The 23,269-nt window shown below is 45.9% G+C and carries 24 protein-coding genes; 7 read left to right on the top strand and 17 right to left on the bottom strand.

Annotated features, from left to right (window positions below; genetic code table 11):
• Positions 1 to 16 precede the first annotated feature (16 nt).
• Positions 17 to 994, bottom strand: coding sequence for a bifunctional riboflavin kinase/FAD synthetase (locus RIG66_RS24510; protein WP_446381304.1), 978 nt, complete (start codon positions 992 to 994; stop codon positions 17 to 19).
• Between the two features lie 128 nt (positions 995 to 1,122).
• The gene (locus RIG66_RS24505) at positions 1,123 to 2,028 is read right to left on the bottom strand and encodes an MBL fold metallo-hydrolase (RefSeq protein WP_006106272.1); all 906 of its coding nucleotides are present in this window, start codon (positions 2,026 to 2,028) and stop codon (positions 1,123 to 1,125) included.
• Positions 2,029 to 3,017: 989 nt separating this feature from the next.
• Here RIG66_RS24505 and grxC point away from each other — a divergent pair.
• The 4 genes from grxC to RIG66_RS24485 all read left to right on the top strand — a co-directional run bounded on the left by grxC (position 3,018) and on the right by RIG66_RS24485 (position 6,635).
• Entirely contained in the window at positions 3,018 to 3,296 is a 279-nt protein-coding gene (gene grxC, locus RIG66_RS24500) for a glutaredoxin 3 (RefSeq protein WP_006106260.1), read from the top strand.
• 200 nt (positions 3,297 to 3,496) lie between these two features.
• Positions 3,497 to 4,465: a glutathione synthase gene (gshB, locus tag RIG66_RS24495; protein ID WP_446381303.1), complete on the top strand. Its 969-nt coding sequence runs from the start codon at positions 3,497 to 3,499 to the stop codon at positions 4,463 to 4,465.
• 126 nt (positions 4,466 to 4,591) lie between these two features.
• On the top strand, positions 4,592 to 5,698 hold the full coding sequence (locus tag RIG66_RS24490) for a Gfo/Idh/MocA family protein (protein ID WP_446381302.1): 1,107 nt from the start codon (positions 4,592 to 4,594) through the stop codon (positions 5,696 to 5,698).
• Between the two features lie 679 nt (positions 5,699 to 6,377).
• The gene (locus tag RIG66_RS24485; protein ID WP_446381301.1) at positions 6,378 to 6,635 is read left to right on the top strand and encodes a hypothetical protein; all 258 of its coding nucleotides are present in this window, start codon (positions 6,378 to 6,380) and stop codon (positions 6,633 to 6,635) included.
• Positions 6,636 to 7,038: 403 nt separating this feature from the next.
• Here the strand turns inward: RIG66_RS24485 and RIG66_RS24480 are convergent, their stop codons facing one another.
• From RIG66_RS24480 to RIG66_RS24470, 3 genes are all read right to left on the bottom strand, one after another.
• Entirely contained in the window at positions 7,039 to 7,338 is a 300-nt protein-coding gene (locus tag RIG66_RS24480; RefSeq protein WP_446381300.1) for a ferredoxin, read from the bottom strand.
• 791 nt (positions 7,339 to 8,129) lie between these two features.
• The gene (gene glpK, locus RIG66_RS24475) at positions 8,130 to 9,644 is read right to left on the bottom strand and encodes a glycerol kinase GlpK (protein ID WP_446381299.1); all 1,515 of its coding nucleotides are present in this window, start codon (positions 9,642 to 9,644) and stop codon (positions 8,130 to 8,132) included.
• 234 nt (positions 9,645 to 9,878) lie between these two features.
• Positions 9,879 to 11,030, bottom strand: coding sequence for a nucleotide-binding protein (locus RIG66_RS24470; protein WP_446381298.1), 1,152 nt, complete (start codon positions 11,028 to 11,030; stop codon positions 9,879 to 9,881).
• Between the two features lie 422 nt (positions 11,031 to 11,452).
• On the opposite strand from RIG66_RS24470, the gene RIG66_RS24465 reads away from it, so the two are divergent.
• The gene (locus RIG66_RS24465; RefSeq protein ID WP_446381297.1) at positions 11,453 to 11,839 is read left to right on the top strand and encodes a hypothetical protein; all 387 of its coding nucleotides are present in this window, start codon (positions 11,453 to 11,455) and stop codon (positions 11,837 to 11,839) included.
• A 166-nt stretch (positions 11,840 to 12,005) separates the two neighbouring features.
• On the opposite strand, the gene RIG66_RS24460 is transcribed toward RIG66_RS24465, so the two are convergent.
• The 7 genes from RIG66_RS24460 to RIG66_RS24430 form a co-directional block, all read right to left on the bottom strand.
• The gene (locus RIG66_RS24460) at positions 12,006 to 12,551 is read right to left on the bottom strand and encodes an EF-hand domain-containing protein (protein WP_446381296.1); all 546 of its coding nucleotides are present in this window, start codon (positions 12,549 to 12,551) and stop codon (positions 12,006 to 12,008) included.
• A gap of 409 nt (positions 12,552 to 12,960) precedes the next feature.
• Entirely contained in the window at positions 12,961 to 13,404 is a 444-nt protein-coding gene (locus RIG66_RS24455; protein WP_446381295.1) for a secondary thiamine-phosphate synthase enzyme YjbQ, read from the bottom strand.
• 31 nt (positions 13,405 to 13,435) lie between these two features.
• Positions 13,436 to 14,035: an alpha/beta fold hydrolase gene (locus RIG66_RS24450; RefSeq protein WP_446381294.1), complete on the bottom strand. Its 600-nt coding sequence runs from the start codon at positions 14,033 to 14,035 to the stop codon at positions 13,436 to 13,438.
• A gap of 64 nt (positions 14,036 to 14,099) precedes the next feature.
• On the bottom strand, positions 14,100 to 14,759 hold the full coding sequence (locus RIG66_RS24445) for a nitroreductase family protein (RefSeq protein ID WP_446381293.1): 660 nt from the start codon (positions 14,757 to 14,759) through the stop codon (positions 14,100 to 14,102).
• A 98-nt stretch (positions 14,760 to 14,857) separates the two neighbouring features.
• Complete coding sequence (locus RIG66_RS24440; RefSeq protein ID WP_446381292.1) at positions 14,858 to 15,373, bottom strand: hypothetical protein; 516 nt, start codon at positions 15,371 to 15,373, stop codon at positions 14,858 to 14,860.
• 494 nt (positions 15,374 to 15,867) lie between these two features.
• A complete protein-coding gene (locus RIG66_RS24435; RefSeq protein ID WP_446381291.1) occupies positions 15,868 to 16,161 on the bottom strand; it encodes a hypothetical protein in 294 nt (97 codons plus the stop codon).
• Between the two features lie 195 nt (positions 16,162 to 16,356).
• The gene (locus RIG66_RS24430; protein ID WP_446381290.1) at positions 16,357 to 16,956 is read right to left on the bottom strand and encodes a thioredoxin family protein; all 600 of its coding nucleotides are present in this window, start codon (positions 16,954 to 16,956) and stop codon (positions 16,357 to 16,359) included.
• Positions 16,957 to 17,026: 70 nt separating this feature from the next.
• On the opposite strand from RIG66_RS24430, the gene RIG66_RS24425 reads away from it, so the two are divergent.
• Positions 17,027 to 17,431 (top strand): NIL domain-containing protein, encoded by a 405-nt coding sequence (locus RIG66_RS24425; RefSeq protein WP_006106245.1) that lies wholly within the window; start codon positions 17,027 to 17,029, stop codon positions 17,429 to 17,431.
• A 73-nt stretch (positions 17,432 to 17,504) separates the two neighbouring features.
• Here the strand turns inward: RIG66_RS24425 and RIG66_RS24420 are convergent, their stop codons facing one another.
• From RIG66_RS24420 to RIG66_RS24400, 5 genes are all read right to left on the bottom strand, one after another.
• Positions 17,505 to 18,083, bottom strand: a complete 579-nt coding sequence (locus RIG66_RS24420) for a hypothetical protein (RefSeq protein WP_446381289.1) — start codon at positions 18,081 to 18,083, stop codon at positions 17,505 to 17,507.
• Between the two features lie 87 nt (positions 18,084 to 18,170).
• A complete protein-coding gene (gene thiD / locus RIG66_RS24415) occupies positions 18,171 to 18,920 on the bottom strand; it encodes a bifunctional hydroxymethylpyrimidine kinase/phosphomethylpyrimidine kinase (protein WP_446381288.1) in 750 nt (249 codons plus the stop codon).
• Between the two features lie 116 nt (positions 18,921 to 19,036).
• Positions 19,037 to 20,305 (bottom strand): cell division protein FtsZ, encoded by a 1,269-nt coding sequence (ftsZ, locus tag RIG66_RS24410; RefSeq protein WP_446381287.1) that lies wholly within the window; start codon positions 20,303 to 20,305, stop codon positions 19,037 to 19,039.
• Positions 20,306 to 20,359: 54 nt separating this feature from the next.
• On the bottom strand, positions 20,360 to 20,503 hold the full coding sequence (locus tag RIG66_RS24405; protein ID WP_446381286.1) for a hypothetical protein: 144 nt from the start codon (positions 20,501 to 20,503) through the stop codon (positions 20,360 to 20,362).
• Complete coding sequence (locus RIG66_RS24400; protein WP_446381285.1) at positions 20,496 to 21,320, bottom strand: cell division protein FtsQ/DivIB; 825 nt, start codon at positions 21,318 to 21,320, stop codon at positions 20,496 to 20,498. Before RIG66_RS24400 ends, RIG66_RS24405 begins: the two co-directional genes overlap by 8 nt.
• A gap of 452 nt (positions 21,321 to 21,772) precedes the next feature.
• Here RIG66_RS24400 and RIG66_RS24395 point away from each other — a divergent pair, with 452 nt between their 5' ends.
• Positions 21,773 to 23,101: a P-loop NTPase fold protein gene (locus RIG66_RS24395; protein ID WP_446381284.1), complete on the top strand. Its 1,329-nt coding sequence runs from the start codon at positions 21,773 to 21,775 to the stop codon at positions 23,099 to 23,101.
• The last annotated feature ends 168 nt before the right edge of the window (positions 23,102 to 23,269 follow it).

Here is a 23,269-nt window from a genome sequence, read left to right as displayed (position 1 = left end):
ACCGTTTCCCCATTCCCTATTGCTGAGATTCAAAAAAAGTTATCGTCGCCGCACAGTCAGCCTGGATTTGCGTCCTTAGGTCATCTAGGGAGGCAAATTTTTGTTCCGATCGCAAAAACTGCTCTAGGCTCACGGTTATCGTCTGTCCGTATAAATCACCAGACCAATTTAGCAGGTGAATCTCAACTGTCAAGCAGGTTCCTTTGACGGTAGGACGTTCTCCTATATTCATTACACCCCATTGATCCGGGAATGAGGGACGACTGACTCGCACACAGTAAACCCCATTGCGGGGTAAAAATTTGTCGGGGAACCATTCCAGATTGGCGGTGGGAAAGCCTAGGGTTCTGCCTAATTGCTGCCCTTTGACCACTTGACCCATAATGCTGTACGGACGACCCAATAAGCGATTAGCTTTGAGGATATCTCCTTCTTCTAGGGATTGGCGAATTAAGGAACTACTGATTCGTTCACCTTGACAGGTTTGGATAGTAACAATGGTAACCTGAACCCCATAAGTGGCTGCGATCGCCTGCAAGTCTTTCGCGGTTCCAGTCCGGCGATATCCGAAGCGAAAATCCTCTCCCACACTGACATGGGTGGCTCGCAATTGTTCAATTAAAATCTTGTCCACGAATTGTTCTGGACTTAATGCTGCCAATTCTCGGTCAAAGGGCAGTAGTACCAGTTGTTCAATGCCCAAGCGCTGCAACTGATCTACTTTTTCGGGCTTGGGTGTCAATAGCTTCCACGGTTGACCGGAAAAAAATTCACGGGGATGGGGATAAAAGGTTGCCAAAGTCGGATAAATATGCTTTCCTTCCTGATTAACCCTCTCTTGAGGATTTATCGGCTCAGACTGACCGGGTAAAAGGCTAGAGTGCTGCAAAATAGGATGAATGACCTGTTGATGCCCTCGGTGAATGCCGTCAAAGTTTCCTAGGGCAACAGCAGTTGGTGTTAAAGCAGTGGCAAGAGAAGAAGTAACCCACACGCTTTACATTTTTACACATTCTCGGAGTCGTGGCTAGATCTTGACCAATTCGTTGGCTTCGAGTTAAATTAGATCCCCAACTTCTTCAAGACGTCAGGGATCGGGTAGGAGGGATAAAGTCGGGGATATTATCGAATCGAAGCTTTTGCCTCTTGTTGCAGAGGTACTGGATCGGAGACAGCCGACTCCACCAAAGAAATGGACAAGCCTTCACGAGCCATAACGGTATTGCGAAAGTGTTGAATGGCTTCTTCCCCAATTCGATCCAAGAAATCATCGTTGTGTAACGGATCGTGGTGAAAGATAACCAGAGTTTTCACGTTAGCGGCTTTGGCTAACTTAATCCCTTCTTGCCAAGTCGAATGACCCCACCCCACTTTGCTAGTTGCCGGAGAATAATATTCGGTATCCGTGTAGGTGGCGTCGTAGATCAGCACATCCACATCTTGAATCAGTTTTAAGATATTTTCATCTAAACCACTAGGTCTATGTTCGGTATCGGTAATGTAGGCGGCTGCATGTCCCCGCCAATTCACCCGATATCCCACCGCTTCACCGGGATGATTGAGCAGGGTATTTTCGACGGTAATCTCGCCCAGCTCAACGCTTTCACCAACCTCTAGGTCATAGAACTGCAAATCAGCTTGCATGACTTGCAACGGGACAGGAAAATTGGGATGGAGCATTTGGTCGGTGAGGCGTTGCTTAATCGTGGAACCATTGGGCGCGATCGCTCCATAGATACGGAAACGATTGCTTTTGATAAACGCGGGCACAAAAAACGGAAACCCTTGAATATGATCCCAGTGGGAGTGGGTGAAAAACAGATGAGCCTCCACTGGCATTTGTGACAGCATGGACTGTCCCAACACCCGCAAGCCTGTACCCCCATCAAAAATTAATCGTTCTCTACCCACTCGCATTTCCACACAAGGAGTATTTCCGCCATAGCGAACCGTTTCTGGACCCGGACAGGCAATACTTCCTCTAACGCCCCAAAAGTGAATTGTGAATCCGTTGTGCTGACTAGACATAATTTTTCCTTGCAGGCTTTTTCAGACAGTCCATTTGTTAGTGTTTTCAGGTTGATGAGGAGTCTTTTTCATCCAATTTCCACAGTCTTAACATCTCCACCGACCCGGAGTAATCATCAACATATCCTTGCTAGCGGTAGGCAACCCAATAAAACTCCCGGAGAGATTTAAATAGAATAGTCATGGTAATTTAGGAGTTTTTTTGTTTAAGCTGATTTGAACCAGTTGTTTTGATTGTGGATGGATGAGCTTAGGGACGTCAAGTAACATGTAACGTCTGCGGAATTTATCACCAGGGAATAACTTCCGCGATCGCGATAAATCCGTTCCCGACGCTTTTGAGTTGCTCACACCGCTCATCGAAACTCTTTTGGGTCTGAAACCCTGTCTTTATAAGACAGCTTTACAATTAAATGCTGGTTTTTAAATGGATATAATCCCAGGAACCAGCAAAACCTGTAATAAGTCCCTTCGCTCACCTAGTCCAAGATGTCTTGGCATTACCCAACGCCTAACCAATTAGGCTTAGAGATAGTCCGAACTAGGGAAGTATTCGGAAGTCTGTGCCAGGACTAGGCTCAAAAAGCTATTCACCTCTTACGTTGTCCAAACTGGCTTGGTCAATCCTTGTCCCTTTTAGGGCAAGGTTGGTGAACATTCGAGGCTATTCAGCAGTAGTGGTCTGAGGGAGGTAGTTGCACGGGAGCGATCCAGTTCCTTTTTAGGTTAAGGGGTCTAGCTACTATATCTGATGCTAGCTCCTCACGGATTAGCATCAGGTCTGAGATGCTTTACCTCTAGTTTATACCTACTGTTTTCCACAGCCTAACAAGTTTAGCTAAACTTGTTAGGCATTTGAGGCAACACCAATATGTGATTTTGATCACGTTTTAGCTCAAGTTGAGCTTGAATGACTTAATGACTTTGTGCAGACGTTCCGGCGAAGAAAGCTAAAATTTAAGAAATGTTGCTGACGTTGAGAAAAGAGAATGGAACCCAAGGTCGAAATTTATACCTGGAGCCGCTGCCCCTATTGTATGCGGGCTAAAGGGTTGCTCAATGAAAAGGGCATTAACTTTACCGAATATTGTATCGATGGTGATGAACAGGCGCGAGAGCAAATGGCACAACGGGCAAATGGACGCCGTTCTTTGCCACAAATTTTTATCAATGACCACCATATTGGGGGTTGCGACGACCTGTATGGGTTAGAACTACAAGGTGAACTAGATACCTTACTGCAAGACGGAGCAGGGGCGAGTCATTGATAGGGGAGTTCTGGGAGCTGGGGGAGCTGGGGAAGCTGGGGGAGCTGGGGAAGCTGGGGGAGCTGGGGAAGCTGGGGGCGGGTTTTGAACCAACGTTATCGTCAATAGTGAAACGAAAGTCCCTAAACCCGCCCCTACAAACCCCAAAATGGTACTATTAGCCGCAACTTGATTATTAATCACCGAGGTAGGATTCCAGCGTGAAATTTGCGTTTATCATTGACCCGCTCTCAAAGCTTAATCCCAGTCATGATACGAGTGTGGCACTCATGGAAGCTGCTCAAGCCTTAGGTCATGACGTTTGGATTACTCAGGCTCAAAAGCTAACAGTTGTCAATAATCAAGCGTGGGCAAATCTGGAGAAAGTCCAGCTAACCCCAGCCGAACTCGTTGAGGGGCGTTGGGTGGTCAGTGAACGCTGGTACGCTATCTCGGATACGGTGTCCCTTCCATTAGAGGATATGGATGCCGTTTTTATGCGGACTGACCCCCCCGTGACAATTCCCTACCTCTATGCGACGTACATTCTTGATTACATCAACCCCAAAAAGACTCAGGTTATCAATACGCCAACGGGTTTGCGACGGGCGAACGAGAAAATGTATGCCCTACAGTTTAAGGAAGTGATTCCTGAAACTATTGTTAGCCAGGATAAGTTGACCATCCAGAAATTCGTCGAGAAACAAGGAGCAGCCGTGCTTAAACCCTTGGGCGGTAAAGCTGGGGAAGGGATTTTGTTTCTAGAAGCAGGCGATCGCAACTTTAATTCCCTAGTCGAAATTAGCACTAAATGGGGATATGAACCCGTCATGGTGCAAACTTATCTTCCGGCGGCTAAAGAGGGAGACAAGCGGATCATCCTCCTCAATGGTGACCCGATTGGGGCAGTCAATTGCATTCCTACAGGCAGCGAATTTCGCGGCAACATGGCAGTTGGGGGTCGAGTGGCAGCGACAGAAATTACACCGCAAGAGCAAAAAATTTGCGCTTTACTCAAGCCACAGTTGCAACAAGATGGTTTGTATTTTGTGGGAATCGATGTCATTGGTGGCTATCTCACCGAGGTGAATGTTACCAGTCCCACGGGTATCCGTGAGATTGACCAACTTAATGGTACGTGCTTAGGCAAAGACGTGATTGCCTGGGTTGAAAACCCAAGGAACTCGTAATATATGAGTGATCACCGATCATTTGCATTCCCTCTTTCTTGCTTGTCTGAGGACATAAGACGAATGACATAAGACGAATGACATAAGACGAATGACATAAGACGAATGACATAAGACGAACAACAAATGACAAATCAAATTGGAGTTGCTGTAATCGGTACCGGATTTGGACAGAAAATTCATATCCCAGGTTTTCAGATTCACCCTCGCACACAGGTGGTAGCGGTTTATAATCCGCATTTGGATAAAGCCAAGGCGGTAGCTGAATCTCATAATATTCCCCAAGCGAGCGATCGCCTGGAGGATATACTAGCGATGCCAGAGGTCCAAGCGGTGAGCATTTCTACACCACCCTTTCTCCACTACGACATGGCGCAGCAGGTGTTGCAAGCCGGAAAACATCTGTTATTGGAAAAACCAATGACCCTCTCAGCCACCGAGACGCGAGATCTCTATCACCTCGCCAAGAAGCAAGGGGTTGTAGCTATGCCAGATTTTGAGTTTCGCTTTGTTCCCCCATGGCAACTCTTGGCAGAACACTTAGAATCCGGCTATGTTGGTCAGAAGCGTCTGATTAAAATTGACTGGTTAGTCTCCAGCCGTGCCAACGCGCAACGGGCTTGGAACTGGTACGCCCAAAAAGAAAAGGGCGGCGGTGCATTAGGTGCTGTGGCGTCTCATTCGTTTGATTACATTAATTGGTTGTTTGGTTCGGTGCGTCGGTTGTGCGCCCAAATGAGTACGGCAATTCCAGAACGTCCTGATCCCAGTGAAGGAGGGAAACTGAAACCCGTGGACGCCGATGATACCTGTCTGCTGATGCTGGAATTAGCCGATGGTACACCTTGCCAACTTTGCATCAGTTCCGTTACTTATAATGGGCGGGGGCATTTTGTCGAAGTCTATGGCGATCGCGGAACGTTAGTTTTGGGCAGTTCCAACCAAAACGATTATGTCCATGGATTTCAGCTTTGGGCAGCCTCGGCTGGAGAATCGCTGTCAGAAGTAGACATTCCTAAACGACTAGCATTTCCCCAAGTTTACCCGGATGGACGTTTAGCACCCTTTATTCGGGTTGTGGATCAGTGGGTACAAAGTATTGATGCGGATAAACATCAAAGTCCTTCGCTAGCGGAAGGCGTCTATTCCCAATTATTAATGGATTTAACCCATCAATCGCATCAAGAGAACAGTTGGGTAGATGTACCTAGTTTATCCAGTTTTTTAGCTTAGGGGTTGCTGAATCACTATTGTGGTGAGGGAAGAGAACAGGGAACAGTGTTCTCATAACTTTTTAACCTCTAAATGAGGAGGATCAATTGACTGCTTCCCGAATTTTGCCATCTTCCTCACCTTTATTCAGCCAATTTTTGTTAAAAGTAAGAGTTATAATGGGGAGTATTCGGTAGCCCTTGTTACTTTTTTAGAGTTTATAGTCACAAAAGAAAATGATTAAGGCTTTTAATTGAACATCAAGTTTTCCCAGTTAATTTAATAGCTTGAGAGAATAATTGAGGCATTTTAATTTAATTGCTCAGAAGAATAATTGACTGTAAAAATTTATTTAAAGCCTGAGTAAAAATAACGGTAAAATTCTGTGAATCTTCCATGAAGGCAAGGGATTACAAGCCCTTATAGGCACACCCCAACCGGGGGGATGTTCATGAAATTTTTATAGAATAAGTGATTTACGGCTATCCCCCCTAGGGGAAGTCTATGGCAGCAGACTTGAGGACATCGGAACCTAAGCCTCACTTAATGAGTCTAGAAATGTTAAGGTAAGGATGAAATGTCTTGATTTCCGTGCCTGTTGAGGTTGAAGAAAAATTCACCTATGTCACAGCCTACTATGAATACGTGTTCCCAAATTCAATGCCCTTTTTGCGATGTCAACTCTTCTGATAGCGGATGTATGCGATATAGTCATCCTACTCAATGTCACTTAACCTCGATGTTTGACTTTGACTCGGATGATAAGTGGTTATTTAAGTCCGCCGACAGTGAATTCCAGGAGATTCAAACTCTCAATAACCGTTTTATTAACAAAGATAAAGCGAGTCGAAAACAACTCCAGCAACTTAAGAAGAAATCACCGAGAAGCCTGGAGTTACCAATTCCTCAAGCAATACCTCATTCCAGAACAGAAACACAGTTACAACTGGGAGGGTAAACAATTGTTCATTGTTGATGGTTCATGGGTGGCTGTTTGGAGATGTTTTAGTCTCTCTACAGCTTGACCTAAGTCTGGCTGACAGCGAAAATAATACGGTTTTTATCCTCACCTCATGTAGGGGAAAGTGGTGTCTTCTTCTAGAGTAATTCCAAATCATTTATGGAATCCAATGCTAATTTCTCAATAAAAAAACACCTGTCCCTCTTTCTGACTGTTTTCTGTTTCCTATTCCCTATTCCCTTTGTCTACTATCGTGAGTTCCACATCGCAAATGAAAACGCTATATATACTTTAAGCAGGAACACCGTTTTTTTGTGTTCCTGCTTTCCCTACTAACATAGTTAGCAGGCTTATTGATGGATTAGGCGATTGAGTTAACGCCTGAACAATATTGACAGAATTAGTACAGTTCTTCTTCTTGGTGAGTGACGATGGTGCAGTCAGATTTAGGATAAGCTACACAGGTCAAAATATATCCAGCTTCAATCTGATCATCATCTAAGAAAGACTGGTCAGACTGATCAATTTCACCATTGACGAGTTTACCAGCGCAGGTCGAACAAGCACCAGCACGGCAAGAATAGGGCAAATCAATACCCTGTTCTTCCGCCACATCGAGAATGTACTCGTCATCAGGTACTTCAATAGTTGTATCCAAACCTTCAGCTTCGCTCTTTAAGGTGACTTTGTAACTTGCCATTTGTGTTCCTCTCTATTAGTCTGAAACAGCAGAATAAATTGTGCTGTAGTATACTCCAACTAGCCTAAGCGGGTTGGAGCAACTTTTTCTGCTTCACTTCTGATACTACGAAAAAAAGTTAAAAAGTTTAAACAGGATTAGGAATGAAAGTGTTAATTGAATATTAAATCAGTTATTCTTATATGTCCATCAAGCCGTTAGTGTCCAGATATGTGCGGCATGATTATCCCAGTCAATGACGGTGTTGACAAGGGTTTACCGGATTTTTGATTAGAGCTATTGACGGATTAAACCCCTGATCAATCAGCATTAGTTATATTTATAATTAAGTTCGATGATTTGTACTTAGACATGAACCACCCCGCCGACTGTGAGGGCGGGGAAGCCTAAGTAAGTTGAATCAGTTGAAGGGGTGACAAGCTCGCGTCAAAGGTAGGCAGGGTGTGGGGTATGGGGTGTGGGGTGTGGGGTGTGGGGAAAATCGTAGAGAAACACAAAAGAAAAGCCCCTAAGATGAGATAGGGTAAGGAGCGAGCGCTCTCCAAGCGAGCCAACGAATAAACAATTTTGGTGACTTCCTGAGTAAAGTTCAACACCTCGACTCCGCGGCAATTGAGCCTGTCGAAATTCGGTGTTGATGCCCTCGCGGAGTCGAAGCGCCAATTTTTCCCTACACCCTACACCCTACACCCTACACCCTACACCCTACACCCTACACCCTACACCCAGTAGTACCCTCAAGTCCCTTGTCACCCCCTCAGGTGAATCAGAGATTCCGCTGTGGGAAGATGTCACTCCACCCAATTCTTGGCGCGTTCAACGGCTTTCTGCCAATCGATAAAATTATTCTGGGCAGCTTTTGCCCCTTCTCCCGGTTCAAATGTCCGTTCGATGGCGGTTTGGGTAACGAGCTTATGGTAATCATCCCAGAACCCAACGGTTAACCCTGCACCAAATGCCGCACCTTGCGCTGTCGCATCAAGAACGGCGGGGCGTTCGACGGGAATGTTGAGGACATCGGCTTGAAACTGCATTAAGAAGTCATTCTGAGACGCACCACCGTCTACTTTCAGGAGTTCGATGGGGGTGTCGCCATCTTTGTTCATGGCATCAACGACTTCTCGGACTTGATAGGCGATTGATTCCAATACCGCCCGTACCATGTGTTCCCGCTTGACACCGCCTGTAATACCGAGGAATGCACCTCTGGCACTCATATCCCAGTGGGGGGCACCCAAACCACTGAGGGCGGGCACAAAATAGATGCCATTGGTATCCTCGACTTGACGGGCTAGGGGTTCAGTTTCGGCAGCCGACTCAATCAGTTGTAAACCATCTCGCAGCCACTGAATACAAGCCCCGGTGGTGAACATTGCCCCTTCTAGGGCAAAAGCTACATCAGTGCCACTGCCATTTGCCGCATTTGTCCAGGCGACGGTGGAAAGGAGTCGATTGCCTGATCGCGTCAGTTCTTTGCCCGTATAGGAAATCAAGAAGCAACCTGTACCATAAGTACATTTGAGCATACCCGGGCGATCGCAACCGTGGGCAAACAGCGCCGCTTGTTGGTCACCGAAAATCGCCATAATCGGAATTTCTTCCCCTAACAAACTGGGTTCCGTTTTGCCAAACAGTCCCATACTGGGTTGAATTTTGGGCAAAATCTGAGCCGGAATGCCAAATAAATCCAGAAGGCTGTGATCCCAATCCTGATTAGCGAGATTCATCAGCATGGTGCGGCTGGCATTACTGTGATCCGTAACGTGGACTTTGCCCCCGGTGAGATTCCAGAGAATCCAGGTATCAATGGTGCCTGCTAAAACATTATCGAAATTCGTATCCGGTTTTTCCTGGCGCACCCAATTCAGCAGCCATTCTAACTTCGTGGCTGAGAAATAGGCATCTAGGACTAATCCCGTGCGTTCTTGAATATCCGCATCATGCCCCTGTTGGGTTAAATCCCGACATCGAGTCGCCGTGCGTCGATCCTGCCAAACGATCGCATTATGCAAGGGTTCCCCTGTGGTTTTATCCCAGAGTAAACAGGTTTCGCGCTGTACGGTTAAACCAATCGCCGCAATCTCTGAAGCTGACACCCCCTTATCCTTTAAGACTTGCTGCATACAGTCGCGAGTATCCCGCCAAATTTCCTGGGGATCATGTTCCAACCAACCGGGTTGGGGGTAATGCTGGGTGAATTCCTGATAAACTTGTCCCGCGATCGCACCTTGTTTGTCAAATAGAATGGCTCGGTTCCCCGTGGTACCGAGATCAAGGGCTAGGACGTATTTCGCGTTAGTCGTCATCGCAATCTTATAAATTTACAGCTAAACCCCAAATAGGGTTGAGTACAGATTTACCAGGTTATGCGATCGCTCGGCTACTCTCTGTAGTCTTTCTTTGCGTTGACAGCAAATGTCATTCGTCATTTGTCATTCGTCATTTGTCATTCGTCTTTGGTAAATTCTCTCCCCCTGCTACCTCTGCTTCCCCTGCTCTCAGACGTAGCATGCTACGTCTCTACATTGCCCCCCCTGCTCTTAATTCCGGAGAATCCCTAACCCCGCTTCCCGTTCAATATAATCGGCAAGGTTAATAAAATCATCGCGGGGATAACAAATTCCGCCCACCAGTTTAAACGCTAACTCGCTGCGGGCTTCGTCGGGATTTTCCAGTAAATGAATCCCCCAATAATACAATTGATCACTAGAGCGAATACAAGCGTATTTGGGATCAATGCAGTGAAACTTATGATCGATGGCTTTGACCTCATTATACGTATTCAAAAACGTATCTCGGAGCAACCGCAATCGCCGTTTAGAGCCGGGATATTTGAAATTATTGACTAGCACAAATAGGTGAGCTTGTTGATTAAGTTCTCGGATTCCTCTTACCGTATCCTTAATCACTTGACCATGTTTGTTCAGTCCCAAGGGATTTAAGGTGGTGGGAATAATGCAATAGTCAAATTGACTCACCAGCTCTTTCGGGTTACGTTCTAAGGCAGGGGAACAATCACAAACGACCACTTTACAATCCCGCGCGGCATCTTCATGCCACTCACGCCAGTCATAGACGGCGATGTAGGTACTCGCGCCAACACCTCTAGGTCGGGGAACATCCACCCCATCGCCTAGTAGCTTTTGCAGGTTTTGTTCTGGGTCTAAATCGACGAGCGCCACATTAAATCCCTCTAGGGCAAATGCACCCGCTAAATGAGCAGATACGGTCGTTTTGCCGACGCCACCTTTGCAGGTAAAAACGCCAACATAAATCTTACCCGGTTTCGGGGGTTCGGGCGGCGGTAATTCATCCTCATTCACCCAGAGAATTTGGGTGTCTGCTGCAATTCCACATTGGATTTTAGCGTCTGACCCCCAAGAGCGAATTAAAGCATTGGCGGGCGCACCATAGCCTTTAGTCGTGATAAAAAAACCACAGTTTAAGTCTTGACCCGCTTTCGATTCTAAAAAGCCTAAAAACCGTAGGATTTGGGGTTTTTGGACATTACTGATCAACCATTTCAGATGAACCGCACCCGTTTGACCCTCTTTGCTAACCACTAAATCATACTCTGGCGGCTTGGGGTCGGGAGTGGTAACAGTCCACCCCTCGTTCTGAAAAATCGTTGCCACATGTTGCTCAAACTGAGCAAAGTCTCTCATATAAGGCGGCTTTCGAGATGATGACATAACTACGAGCAAGTAATAAGTAATAAGTAATAAGTCAAAACGGGGATGGCAGAGCAAATAAAGTGTTGTTTTTACTTACACACATCTTGTCCGATACGTCAACCCTTATTTTTGACCGACTCTTTGGACTATTGTAACTTTTATCACCAATTGCCCCACGTTTCTGCTGATTGGTCATTGAGCCTGATGTTACTCAACCCACTCCCATCTCCCAGACGTGCCGTGGCACGTCTCTACTCATCTCTCTCATCTCTAGAAAAGAAGCGATACTGTTTAAAGTTTAAGCCCATAGAGGGATGCATTTGTGCTAAACACCTCTAAAGTGGAATCAATTTAACTCGCCAGAGGGATGTACGTCAATTAATTCTTCTGTAAGTTGGAAAGTGGAATACATACATATTGATGATTTTCGAGGACTTATTATGACTCAGACCAATCCTTCAGATCGCCAAGCTAAAACAAAAGAGCAAATTAAATACGAAAACTACGACAGAAACCTGGTTCCGGCGGAAATAGCTGCTCGTCATGAACGGGAAGGAGATAACTATAAGACCAAGATTACGGGAGAAAAGCAAACTAATCCTGATAGTATCAACACCACTGAGGGATATACCGTAGACAACGAAGGCTTAGTGAATAACTTTGCCGTTGAACCCGAAATGTATGTCAACGAACCGGGTGACTTGCGCCAAAAAGAAGAACAAGAGACGGCTAAACGCCGCCAAGAACTGCAACAACTCGATGAAGAACGCCAAGGCGAGTTGACTATGGAAAAAGATGAGCGTGGTCGAGGACCCGGCGCTGTCTAGGATAGATAGGCAAAATAGACAAATTAAGTACAGACGTAGCAGGCTACGTCTGTGTTTTTAAGTTTGAATTATAGCTGTCGTCATAAAGTTTAGGAGAGATTTAACGGCTGAAACAATTACGTACCAGCAATAAACTTTTGCTCCCCTGTTCCCCCGCACCTCTACATCAATAAGGTCCAAACATCTCGTTAGCTGGAATGTCTGGATTGTCGCTGTAGAAAAACTCACGAATGAGTTGCAGGACTTCCTCTTTGCTTAAAAAACCATCCTGATTAGTATCTAATTTAGGAAATACTCGTGGAGCATAAACAGGCGACACATTGTAAACACTTAAAATCCCTGCCCACTCTGCTTGGCTAATTTTTCCATCTTCATCTTTGTCAAACACCTCGAAAACTAATTCCATAAAGAAATGGATGTTGTGCAGGTATTTCTCTTCATCATTTAAAATAATAGAATAATAAGATAACCATTCTTCTAAGCTAACTTTTTTATTGTGGGTTATATCTGCATCTCGTTTCAATTCTTCCCAGTTGCGATTACAGTTATTTAGTAAAATTTGATACCTAGGGGAGCGTGAACCCCAGTGTCTTAATGCGGCTAACTTTTTTATAATATTTTCAAAATCTTGATAAGCTAAAGCGCCATCAAACTTGGCGTCGTGCATACTGAAAAATTTAGTCAGTTTGCGCGTTTGTAGTTTAGTCAGCATAAGTTTCCTCTCTGAGAGTAGAGACATTACAGGCAACGTCTCTACAATATCATTTCTCTAGGTCACAGAGACTTATGGGTAGTCGGAAGAGCTAATAATCGATGCTACCTTGAGCAACAACGTCAAAAGCTCCTGAATCGAGTCCTGGTTCACTGTATAGTTTGCACTACCTTGCGCTTGCTGGAAACGCCCTGTCCCGCCGATAAACACAAACTGCCCTGTGCTGATTCCCGTTGTGGTAAGTAGGTGGACACCATAAAAGCTAACGGTGGAGAACTCGCTGCCCTTGAGAAGCAAGCTACGTCCTTCGTAAAGGTTGGAGGGCTATTTACAAAACTTAATACAGTGTCGTTATCTTTTGTCCGACTACTTAGCGAGGATGATATCAGGTCGTGAAGAGTCAACACTCTTATCCCCTCTCCCCAGTAATTTGCACAAATAGTGTCCGTTTTCGCGGACCATCTAAATCAAAAAACAAGACCGATTGCCAGGTTCCCAGTGCTAACTTGCCATCAACAATCGGAATTACCTCACTGGTACTCAGTGTCATTGCCATAAGATGCGAATGAGCATTCATCGGCTCATTGTCTGGCACATCTCTTAGGTGTAAATCATTATGTAAATAGCGGTCAGAGTCTGGCGCTAATTTTCTCAGATAAACCTTAATATCCTCTAACAATCGTTGTTCATTTTCATTAATCGCTAAAGCTGTGGTTGTATGGCGAGAAAAGACAAGCATTTGTCCATTGTGAATAGAGGTTTGTGCTAAAAGCTTCTCAATGTGAGGCGTCACATTACAGATGGTAATTCCTGACTCCGTTTCGATTTCGAGTAATTTATTCAAAATAGGCATTGACTTCCAGAGAGTAATTACCGATGAATCACTAACTATTAGCCCGAATAAACTCAAGCAAATGGTGATGAAATTCATCGGTTTTGTTCATATAACAAGCATGATCCGCCTCAGCTAAAATAACTTTTTCTCCAGTGGGCATGGCTTGCAGTAATTTATCGGCTTGTGCCAGGGGTACAATGTTATCATTACTTCCCCAAATTGCTAGGATAGGGACTTCTATTCGTTGTAATTGAGAACTCAATCGAGAAATCCCCACAGGCGCAACAGCAACAAATCCTTTTAACATGTCCGGATGCTTGCCAAGAAATGGCAGGCTATAGTTGCCACTCATGGAAGGAGAAATAAGAATTGGCTTTTGCAGGTTTAATTGCTCAATGAATTCCCGTAAAAACACTTCAGGAGAACCAGATATTCCCTGAGATTGACCATAACCGGGCAAATCAATCGCTACAGCCCGATATCCGTTTTCCGCCAATAATTTTAAACTGCCAATGTCTTGCCACGTCTGGGAACTAAAACTTGCGCCATGCAAAAATAGCACTGAAGGCGCTGTCGGATTGCCCGCGTCTCGATAATGAATGGTTGCTCCTTGAATCGGGAGGGATTGAGACTGAATTCTTATATCCATTGTTACTATCTTATCTTTCCCCCTCTGCCCTCGGAAACTTAGTTAACCGGACAGAAATAACTACTTATGATTCGCCAAAACTTTCTTGATAAAAAACCTGATTAACATCAAAGCGTCCGCCGTATTCTTTAAACGGTTCAGCCGCATATCCCATCGCCAACAAACAGCAAACATCCACATCTGCCGGAATATTAAACGCTTCCTTTACTTGTGCAGTGGTAAATCCTTCCATGGGACAGGTATCGACGCCAAAACTTTTTGCCACAATCATTAAATGCGCCACAGCTAACATTGTATGACGATTTGTCCAGGCTTCTATAGAGTCAAAACAGGGTTTATTTTCAAATAACTGAGGAACCGCCGATCGCAGTGTATCAGCATAGGCGTCATTCATTGCACCAGCTTCTTGTCCCAATTGAATCACAGACTCAATATACTCCTTTTGGTTGATGCGGCGATCGCCACAACAAATTAATATTACCGGAGCTTCTCCCACCTGACGCTGATTAAAGGCACAGGCTTTGAGTTTTTCCCGATTCACTGCTTCCCGCACCACTACAAATCGCCAGGGTTGCAAGTTGTAACCGGAGGGCGATCGCACGCCTAAGCGAAATATTTCTGCTAAAATAGCCTCCGGAATCGTATCCGGACGAAAAGAACGCGCCGCACGACGTTGTTCAATAGCAGCTTGTACGTTTAAGGTAGGTTGTAAATCACTGGTCATTCGATTTTTAGGATAACGACAAATAAATTAAATAAGGTGGTTGTTTAAACCACCTCATCCTACCACAACTGGTAATATTAGACTCAATTCAATTTAGCTTAAGCTAAAACAAAATCCACATCTTCAGTGCCAGAGGTTTCACCTTGTCCTGATGTAACTTGTTCTCCATTTACATCAACACAGAATGGCGTATCTTCTAAGTTTACGTTATAATCCGTCGTATCGGCTGTATACCCCACACTAGCAATCATTTTCCGCCCTTCATCGGTGTAAGCAAACGCCAACATTTGATTTTTATCTTTCTGATTGTCGTAAGCCCAAATCACCATATATTGTTGTCCCTGATACTCAAAAACCTTAGGCGGACGAGTGGGCGTATAACGACCTTCATCACCAAAGCTAGCATCGAGAAAACTTTGTACCGAATCCGTGGCGACTGTCGCATAAGCAACTTCTTCTTCAGATGCAGGTTCTGCTTCTTCTTGACTTTCATCAACCACTTCTTCTTGGTCTCGGTTGCGTAAATAATCAACCGCCATTTTCGTCCCAATACCACCAACCGCAGCCACACCTGTACCGATGAGAATATTGCGAAGCAGATTCTTCTTATTCATGATTTCTCCTGAACGTTTTACCTAATTTACGTCACGTCAATATTATCATTAACAGTACCAGGTAATTCGGCAACGGAGCAAAAAATAAGCAAAATATCAGGCAGATTAATGCAGTGAGTACAGCAGCAACTCGTTCTATTTCTTCAGTAACTTTAATGCTGAGGTAGAAGGCTATTAAGGCAATGAGTAACGTTATTGACCAAAGTATCAGCGTCATAAAACTACAGCAGAAATAACTCAAGTCTATGGTTCATTAAACTTATAGGCAGCACAGTAGCAATCGTTACAGGTTCTGCAATTACCCAAGTCAGTGGACACAATTAAAACACAATTAAAGTTCAAACTGGAATCGTCATACTCGCTCTCGACAAGAAGCAAGCTACATCCTTTGCCATTTATCCTGTGTAAGGGTTATAATTTGCCCAATCTTGACATAACGCTTGATTTGCTAATCAACAGCGTGACCTCCTAACTGGGCTTATTGAATGAATGCGCTAGGTCATCATAGTCATCCATCCCATTACCTTTTTACCTCTTCGGAAAAGTACAGAGTCAGCTAATCCTAAGTAATGGGCGACGAGTAGTAGTAAAAAAGATTGACCCATAACCTGATCAAGAAGCTTAGGGCAATTTTCAAAGTCTAAGCATAATACTGTGGAACGGTTCCAGAGTTCTCGAAATAATTTACAATTTTTAGGTAAAAACGATATAAGAGAACGAAATCGGCTGAGTGCCGCCTTCTCTAAGTCTGCGCTGGTGTAATTGGCTGGGGAGTGTTGATCTGCCATTCTTATCCTCCTAGTAGCCTAATAGCTCTCCCATCTCCAAGATAATAGAGTGAAGCCTCTGCCTCCAAAACTCTGTAACGAAAACTTTACTATTGGTAGATTTTTTTTTTGGAAAGGGTTTCCCTCAAACTCCTACATAAGACATAAGGCAAAGGACAAATGATGCTCCTAACCGTTCACGTTAAACGGTGCTGACTAATTAACCTGACTGCCATGACTTCGAGGATCATCTGGAGACGCCTTTGACGATGACACAGGCGCTTTAAATGTAGAGACTTGTCCATCGCCTTGAGTATAGGGTAATGGTAGGTCAGCGACCAATGCTTCTAAGTTCGCCTCTAAAACTGGGCGAGGTTGTTCCCCAATCGTTTGGGCAATGGCTTCGCCTTGGGCGTCTAAAAACACAAAATGGGGGATACCATCGACTCGATAGTTGAGAATTTCGGGTAACCACTTGCTGTTATCCACATTCAGCATCACAAAATTAACCGAGTCGGTGTACTGTTGTTTCAATTCCCCCAAGTCTTGCGCCATGGCTTGACAAGTAGTACACCAGTTAGCATAGAACTCCATTAAGGTTGGCTTGCCATTACTCATGGCAACTTCTAGGGGCGTGGATTCCTCAGCTTGGGCATCGAGAGAAGCCGAACCCGTCTGTGTTTGTAATCCTAAGAATAGGGCAACGCCAAGAATGATGGCGACTAGGGCAATTATAAAATTTCTCAGCCGAGAGCTGAGACTTGCTTTAGGTGTCTGGGGAGATGGAGAGCCGGAGTCTGGGGAATTCGCGGTCATGTTTAACGTAATTTAAGTTACAACTTGTCAATTTTCATCAAAATGATGCTGTCCATAGGCTAACAAGACCATGAAAAAACGGCTAACCCTCACCTTTCCAAAACGCACAGTCCAAATGCCAGTAACCTACCGACTGGCAAAGGATTTCAATGTCGCCGCCAATATTATCCGCGCTCAAGTTGCCCCCAATCAAATTGGCAAACTCGTGGTGGAACTCTCAGGAGATATCGATCAGCTTGATGCTGCCATTGAGTGGATGCGATCGCACGATATCAATGTATCCCTGATTGACCGGGAAATCTTGATTGACGAAACCAGTTGTGTCGATTGTGGATTGTGTACGGGTGTGTGTCCCACAGAAGCCTTAACCCTCAATCCCGATGACTTTCGACTCAACTTTACGCGATCGCGTTGTATTGTCTGTGAGCAGTGTATCCCCACTTGTCCGGTTCAGGCAATTTCTACGAATCTTTAATTCGTCATTCGTCATTTGTCATACTCGCTTCGCGAGAAGCAAGCTACGTCATTCGTCTTATGTCATTGGACAATTAACGATTGTTATTTAATAAGGGTCGTACAATCAGAAAACCTGCACCAAAGGCACTGAGTACAATCAACACGATGGCTAAGACTAAAAACCAACCATTGACCTCTCTGTGACCCTCAGAGGCGGATGTACGCCGGGAACGAGAGTCTTCCTGTTCAATGACGAAACTTTCTCTGTAAGGCGAGGAAAGGGGGTCTAACTGGGGATGAGGAGGGGGAACCTCAACCCCTACCCTAGAGGGAGCTGATTTAGGTGATTTAGGTGATTTAGGGATTGACGGCATGGGATGGGATTCTGAGGGAATCGATTGGCGTCGAGGAATTTCTACCCCGGTGACGGGTGTCAATGAATCCACTACCTGCTGGAGATGTTGGCTCGATTGCAGCACTTTTTCCACTTCTTGGCGCAGTTTTTGATTTTGTTTGACCAACTGCTTATTTTGACCATTGAGGGAATCCAACATCGCTTGGGCTGCTTGTAACTCAGCCGCCAGTTCCCGGTATACAGAGATTGGCACTGAAGGGCAATAATTATTGGCAGCGGTTGACGGGGTATAACGGTCGGTTGGCGGATTTTGCATAGAAGGATTAATTGGGGAATTAGAATACATCTTAATTCGCGACTGGATACCTTTTATGGAATGAGCATAGGTGGGGTAGTGAACGATCTAGGTAGGGGCGTATTGGAGTGCTGTTGTCACATATTCCTTTGCCTTCTGCACGGCGGTGAGTGGGTTTTTGCCCATCGCCAAATTCGCCGCGATCGCACTACTGAGTGTACAGCCTGTGCCGTGATTATTCTTGGTTTCAATTAACGTCGTTTTCAGGGTGTAGAACTGAGAACCATCAAACCAGACATCGACCCCACACAGATCACCCTTCATCGCACCGCCTTTAACTAAGACAGCGTTTGCTCCCAGTTGATAAATACGTTGGGCAGCTGATCGCATATCATCAAGGGTATGAATCTCTAAACCACTAAGTAATTGAGCTTCATAACGATTGGGTGTCACTATCGTTGCCAGAGGAATCAAACCCTCTCGCAAAGACGTTACCGCCTGATCATCAATCAGTTGGTCTCCTGTGCGGGATACCATCACCGGATCAACCACCAGGGGGTCAAGCTGGAAACTCTTAACCTGAGACACTACAGCATTAATAATCTCGGCGTTGAGTAACATGCCTGTTTTGGTCGCCTGAGTCCCCATATCGCCCACCACTGCCTCAATTTGAGCAACAACGGCGGCGACTGGCAAAGCATCAACGCGGTTGACCCCTTGAGTATTCTGGGCGGTGACACAAGTCAGGACACTCGCACCATGAACCCGGTGAAAGGCATAGGTTTTCAAGTCTGCCTGAATTCCTGCCCCACCGCCGCTATCTGATCCGGCTATTGTCAGCGCTACTGGTACTTGCATCAGTTATGAGTTTTGAGTTATGGGTTTTGAGGTTTGATACTTCGCTTCCCCAGCTCCCCCAGCTTCCCCTGCTCCCTCAGCTTCCCCTGCTCCCTCAGCTCCCCTCCCTTCTCGTACTAGCTTCTGGGAAAACGACGCCGTTGCAAAAATTCGGGAATATCTAGTCCCGGTCGGCTTTTCGGTTCTGGTGCAGGGTTTGGCGGATTAGGTCTCGGTGTGATCGGTCGTGTATAACGGGGAACTTCATCTACAGGTGGGGGCGGTGGAACTTCACCACTAAATCCCGTGGCAATCACCGTAATTCTAATTTCACCTTGAAGCCTGTCATCAATCACAGCACCAAAAATAATATTAGCGTTGGGATCAACCACCTCGTAAATTGTTTCCGCCGCCGCATTAACTTCGTGTAGCGTCAGATCACTACCCCCGGTAATATTAAAAACTACCCCTCTAGCGCCTTCCACCGACGACTCCAGCAGGGGCGATGAAATCGCTGCCACCGCCGCTTCTCTAGCGCGGGATTTACCGGAACCTACACCAATTCCCATTAACGCTGAACCCGCGTCTGCCATAACAGCTCGCACATCAGCAAAATCGACATTCACTAACCCTGGAACGGTGATAATATCTGAAATCCCTTGTACACCTTGACGCAGGATATCATCGGCAACTCTAAACGCATCTTGAACGGGTGTTTGTTCAGAAATCACCGACAACAGCTTATTATTGGGAATCACGATCAGAGTATCGACGCGACTTTGCAGTGCGGCAATCCCTTCCTCCGCTTGAGACGTGCGGCGGCGTCCTTCAAAGGTAAACGGACGAGTGACTACGCCCACCGTTAACGCGCCCATTTCTTTGGCGATTTCTGCCACAATTGGTGCCGCACCCGTTCCTGTACCGCCGCCCATCCCGGCTGTAATAAAAACCAAATCAGACTCGGCTAGGGCTTGGGCAATTTCATCGCGAGATTCTTCTGCTGCTTTTTGACCAATGGCAGGATTTCCCCCCGCACCGAGTCCCCGTGTCAACTTCTGACCCACCTGCAAGCGTTTGGCGGCGGAGTTTTGAGAAAGGGCTTGAGAATCGGTATTAATTGACCAAAACTCGATCCCAGCCACTTCACTGGCAATCATGCGGTTGACGGCATTGCCGCCGCCACCACCAACACCAACCACTTTAATTCTGGCAACATTACCTGGCAAAATGTTGTCGCTCCTCGCGTCTTCCCTGGGAATCCCTTTGGAATCATAATCATGGGGTTGACTAAACTGCAACCCAGAGTTGCTGAAGGGATGGGTATTCTCCGCTCCAACTGAAAGATCGGTATTCAGCGTTATCGGAGAGCTTTGATGGACAAGCCCTAGTTTACTATTAAGCGTCATTGGAATAGGTCAGGGTTGATAATCAACTTTATCAGTTATATGTAACAATCTGAGTCAACTATAGGGTAAGTCGATTGAAAAACCAACGAACACCCCGGTTTGTTGTAAATACTCTTGAAGGGTACTCTCCTCAAGAGTTGCCAAAATGGGCATCGCTGAATTTTCTTTTATACCACTATTACCGCTAGGGTTAGTCATGATCCGGTTTAGGGGTTTCACTTGCCGTATTCATCTGAATCACCGGACGGTCTGGGTTTTTGAGATCAATATAGGCGATTTGACTAGGTTGAAGCTGAGTGGGTAATTGTCTCATGCGATCCAAAACTGCCAGTTGTTCCGCCAATTGGGAACTATCCGATCCTAGATGCACATTTCCTAATTCGGTTTTCAAGATTAAATTGGCTGGGTTGCGCCAATCAATCTCTAGGACTTTAACGGGAGAGTGATGGACAACTGGATACACTTGCGACCAGTATGGACGATAGTGTTCATTCTGACCCCGCACTTGCAGCGTGGGTAACTCGACATTGGCTTTGAGAGAACGATAGCTACTCTGGGGCATCCAGACGCCTCGTTCATCCAAAAAACCCGGTTCTGAGGTTGTCTGAGTTTGCCCTTGGGCGATCGCAACAGGTTGGCGTTCTTGGACTTGAATGATCAACCCCGGAGGCATAAGTTGACGAGTTACTGTCGCTTCAGCAATGGGTGCAGCATCTTCGAGAGACTCTGCGATCGCTTGGGGTTCCACTCGCCAGAGTGATTGAGGATAGGATAAGGGGAGCAGCGATCGAATCGCCTGAGTTGAGAGAAATTGATTGCCCTCAATGTCAATTTGTTCCGGTTGGCGAATTACCCAATCGGGTAAGGTAATCGCCCAAATCAAACCGCTAGCCATACCGCCTACCATAAGCGATCGCCACAGCGCCTGAAAAAATTTAACTCGGCGGGCACGTTTTAGCTGTTGTCGCCGATTACTGATTTGGGCTTGGGAAACTGATGCAATGTTATTCGTCATTCGTCATTTGTCTTATGTCATTCGTCATACTCGCTCCCTTGAGAAGCAAGCTACGTACAGTCGGGGCGGGTGTAGGGTGCGTTAGCGAAGCGTAACGCACCATTTCCAACGATAATAGTGAAACCCGCCCCTACAATTCCTGACAGGTGTAGGTTTTTTATTTTAGGGTGGGGACAAGACAAGGAGGATAAGTAAGGAAAGTAGACAAGGGGGAAAAACCTCCCCATCTCCCCCATCTTCCCTATCTTCCCCATCTTCCCCATCTCCCTCACCTTCCCCATCTCCCTCACCTTCCCCATCTCCCTCACCTTCCCCATCTCTCTCACCCTCTACTCTACCTGAGGGATCAAATCCAAGCTATTAGACCCTAAAGGGGGTATTACCCCTACGTATAAGGGTTCGGTCAATGATTTACGCTCTACTTGAATCAGGTGACTCAAGAGTCTTGCTTTATGAAACTGCATCTACCTACTTTTTTCAAAGCTTGTAACCCAGCTAGAACTCTAGTGATGGGCAATCCAGAGGATCGTCAGTACTATATTAATTTTTCGTCTGTGCGGGGCGGCAAAATTATTGAAGCCTTAGGACGCACGATCGCACGACTTTCGCCGGATGAACCTACCTGTCAGCTTTTTACCGGACATATTGGCTGTGGTAAGTCTACAGAATTGTTTCGCTTGAAGGCTCAGTTAGAGGCGGAACAATTTCACGTTGTCTATTTTGAGTCCTCTCAAGACTTGGACATGGCAGATGTTGATATTAGCGATATTTTGCTCAGTATCGCTCGCTCGGTGAGTGAAAATCTCGAAGCGATCGGGATTCGTCTCCAACCCCGGTACTTTAACAAACTCTTCAATGAGATTAATGATTTTTTACAGACGCCTATCGATGTGGATGTAGCGGCTGAACTGTCCGTCGGTATTGCCAAGGTAACAGCCAGAACCAAAGATAGTCCTCAATTGCGCGAACAGCTTAGACAGCACCTAGAGCCTCGTACTCAAGGGATTTTGCAGGCGATTAATACTGAAATCATTGAACCTGCGATTAAAAAGCTCAAACAACGAGGTAAACAAGGATTAGTCGTAATTATAGACAACTTGGATCGCGTTGATCCCCGACCCGTTCATGCGGGGCGATCGCAGCCTGAGTATCTGTTTATCGATCGCGGCTCTCAATTGCGACGCTTACGCTGTCATCTGGTTTATACCATCCCCTTAGCGCTGATGTTCTCTAACGAGTATGAAACTCTGAAGAATCGCTTGGGCGGGGGTGTTGCTCCCAAAGTGTTGCCTATGGTACCAATCTGGTATCGAGATGGTCGTGAATTCCCTCAAGGAATGGCTTTACTCCGACAACTGGTTTTAGCCCGTGCGTTTCCCCAGGTTGCTCCGGAAGATCGCTTAAATTTAATCCCAGAGGTTTTTGACAGTCCCGAAACTCTGGATCGCATCTGTCGGATTAGTGGGGGTCACATTCGCAACTTGTTGGGACTGCTGTATAACTGCCTGCAACAAGAAGATCCACCCTTTTCTCGCGAATGCTTAGAGAGTGTGATTAAGGGATACCGGGACGATCTGGCGTTAGCGGTTGAGGATGCGGAATGGCAGTTACTCTTTCAGGTGGTTCAGCAGCAGTCCATTCGCGGGGAAAAAGAATATCAAACTCTGCTACGCAGTATGTTTGTCTATGAATACCGCGATGACTTGGGTCGTTGGTTTGGAGTAAACCCAGCTTTAGCCGAGACTGCTCGGTTTAAATCGGTTGCTGATGTGAGTGTTTGATGGGGAGATGGGGGAGCTGGGGGAGCCGGGGGAGCCTCACAAGGGTAGGTTTTTTAAGATGGGGGTTTAGGCAAGACAAGGAAGACAGGTAGACCAGTAGACAAGGAAGAGTGAGAACGAAAAATAGGGCGTTTCGGCTTTTAGAAGTTAGTTTGACCGAACCGAATT

It is taken from the genome of Coleofasciculus sp. E2-BRE-01, assembly GCF_040221695.1.
In the GTDB taxonomy this organism is placed as follows: Bacteria; Cyanobacteriota; Cyanobacteriia; order Cyanobacteriales; family Coleofasciculaceae; genus Coleofasciculus.
The sequence above is the reverse complement of the archived record's forward strand: the minus strand, read 5'-3'. Positions and strand labels throughout refer to the sequence as shown.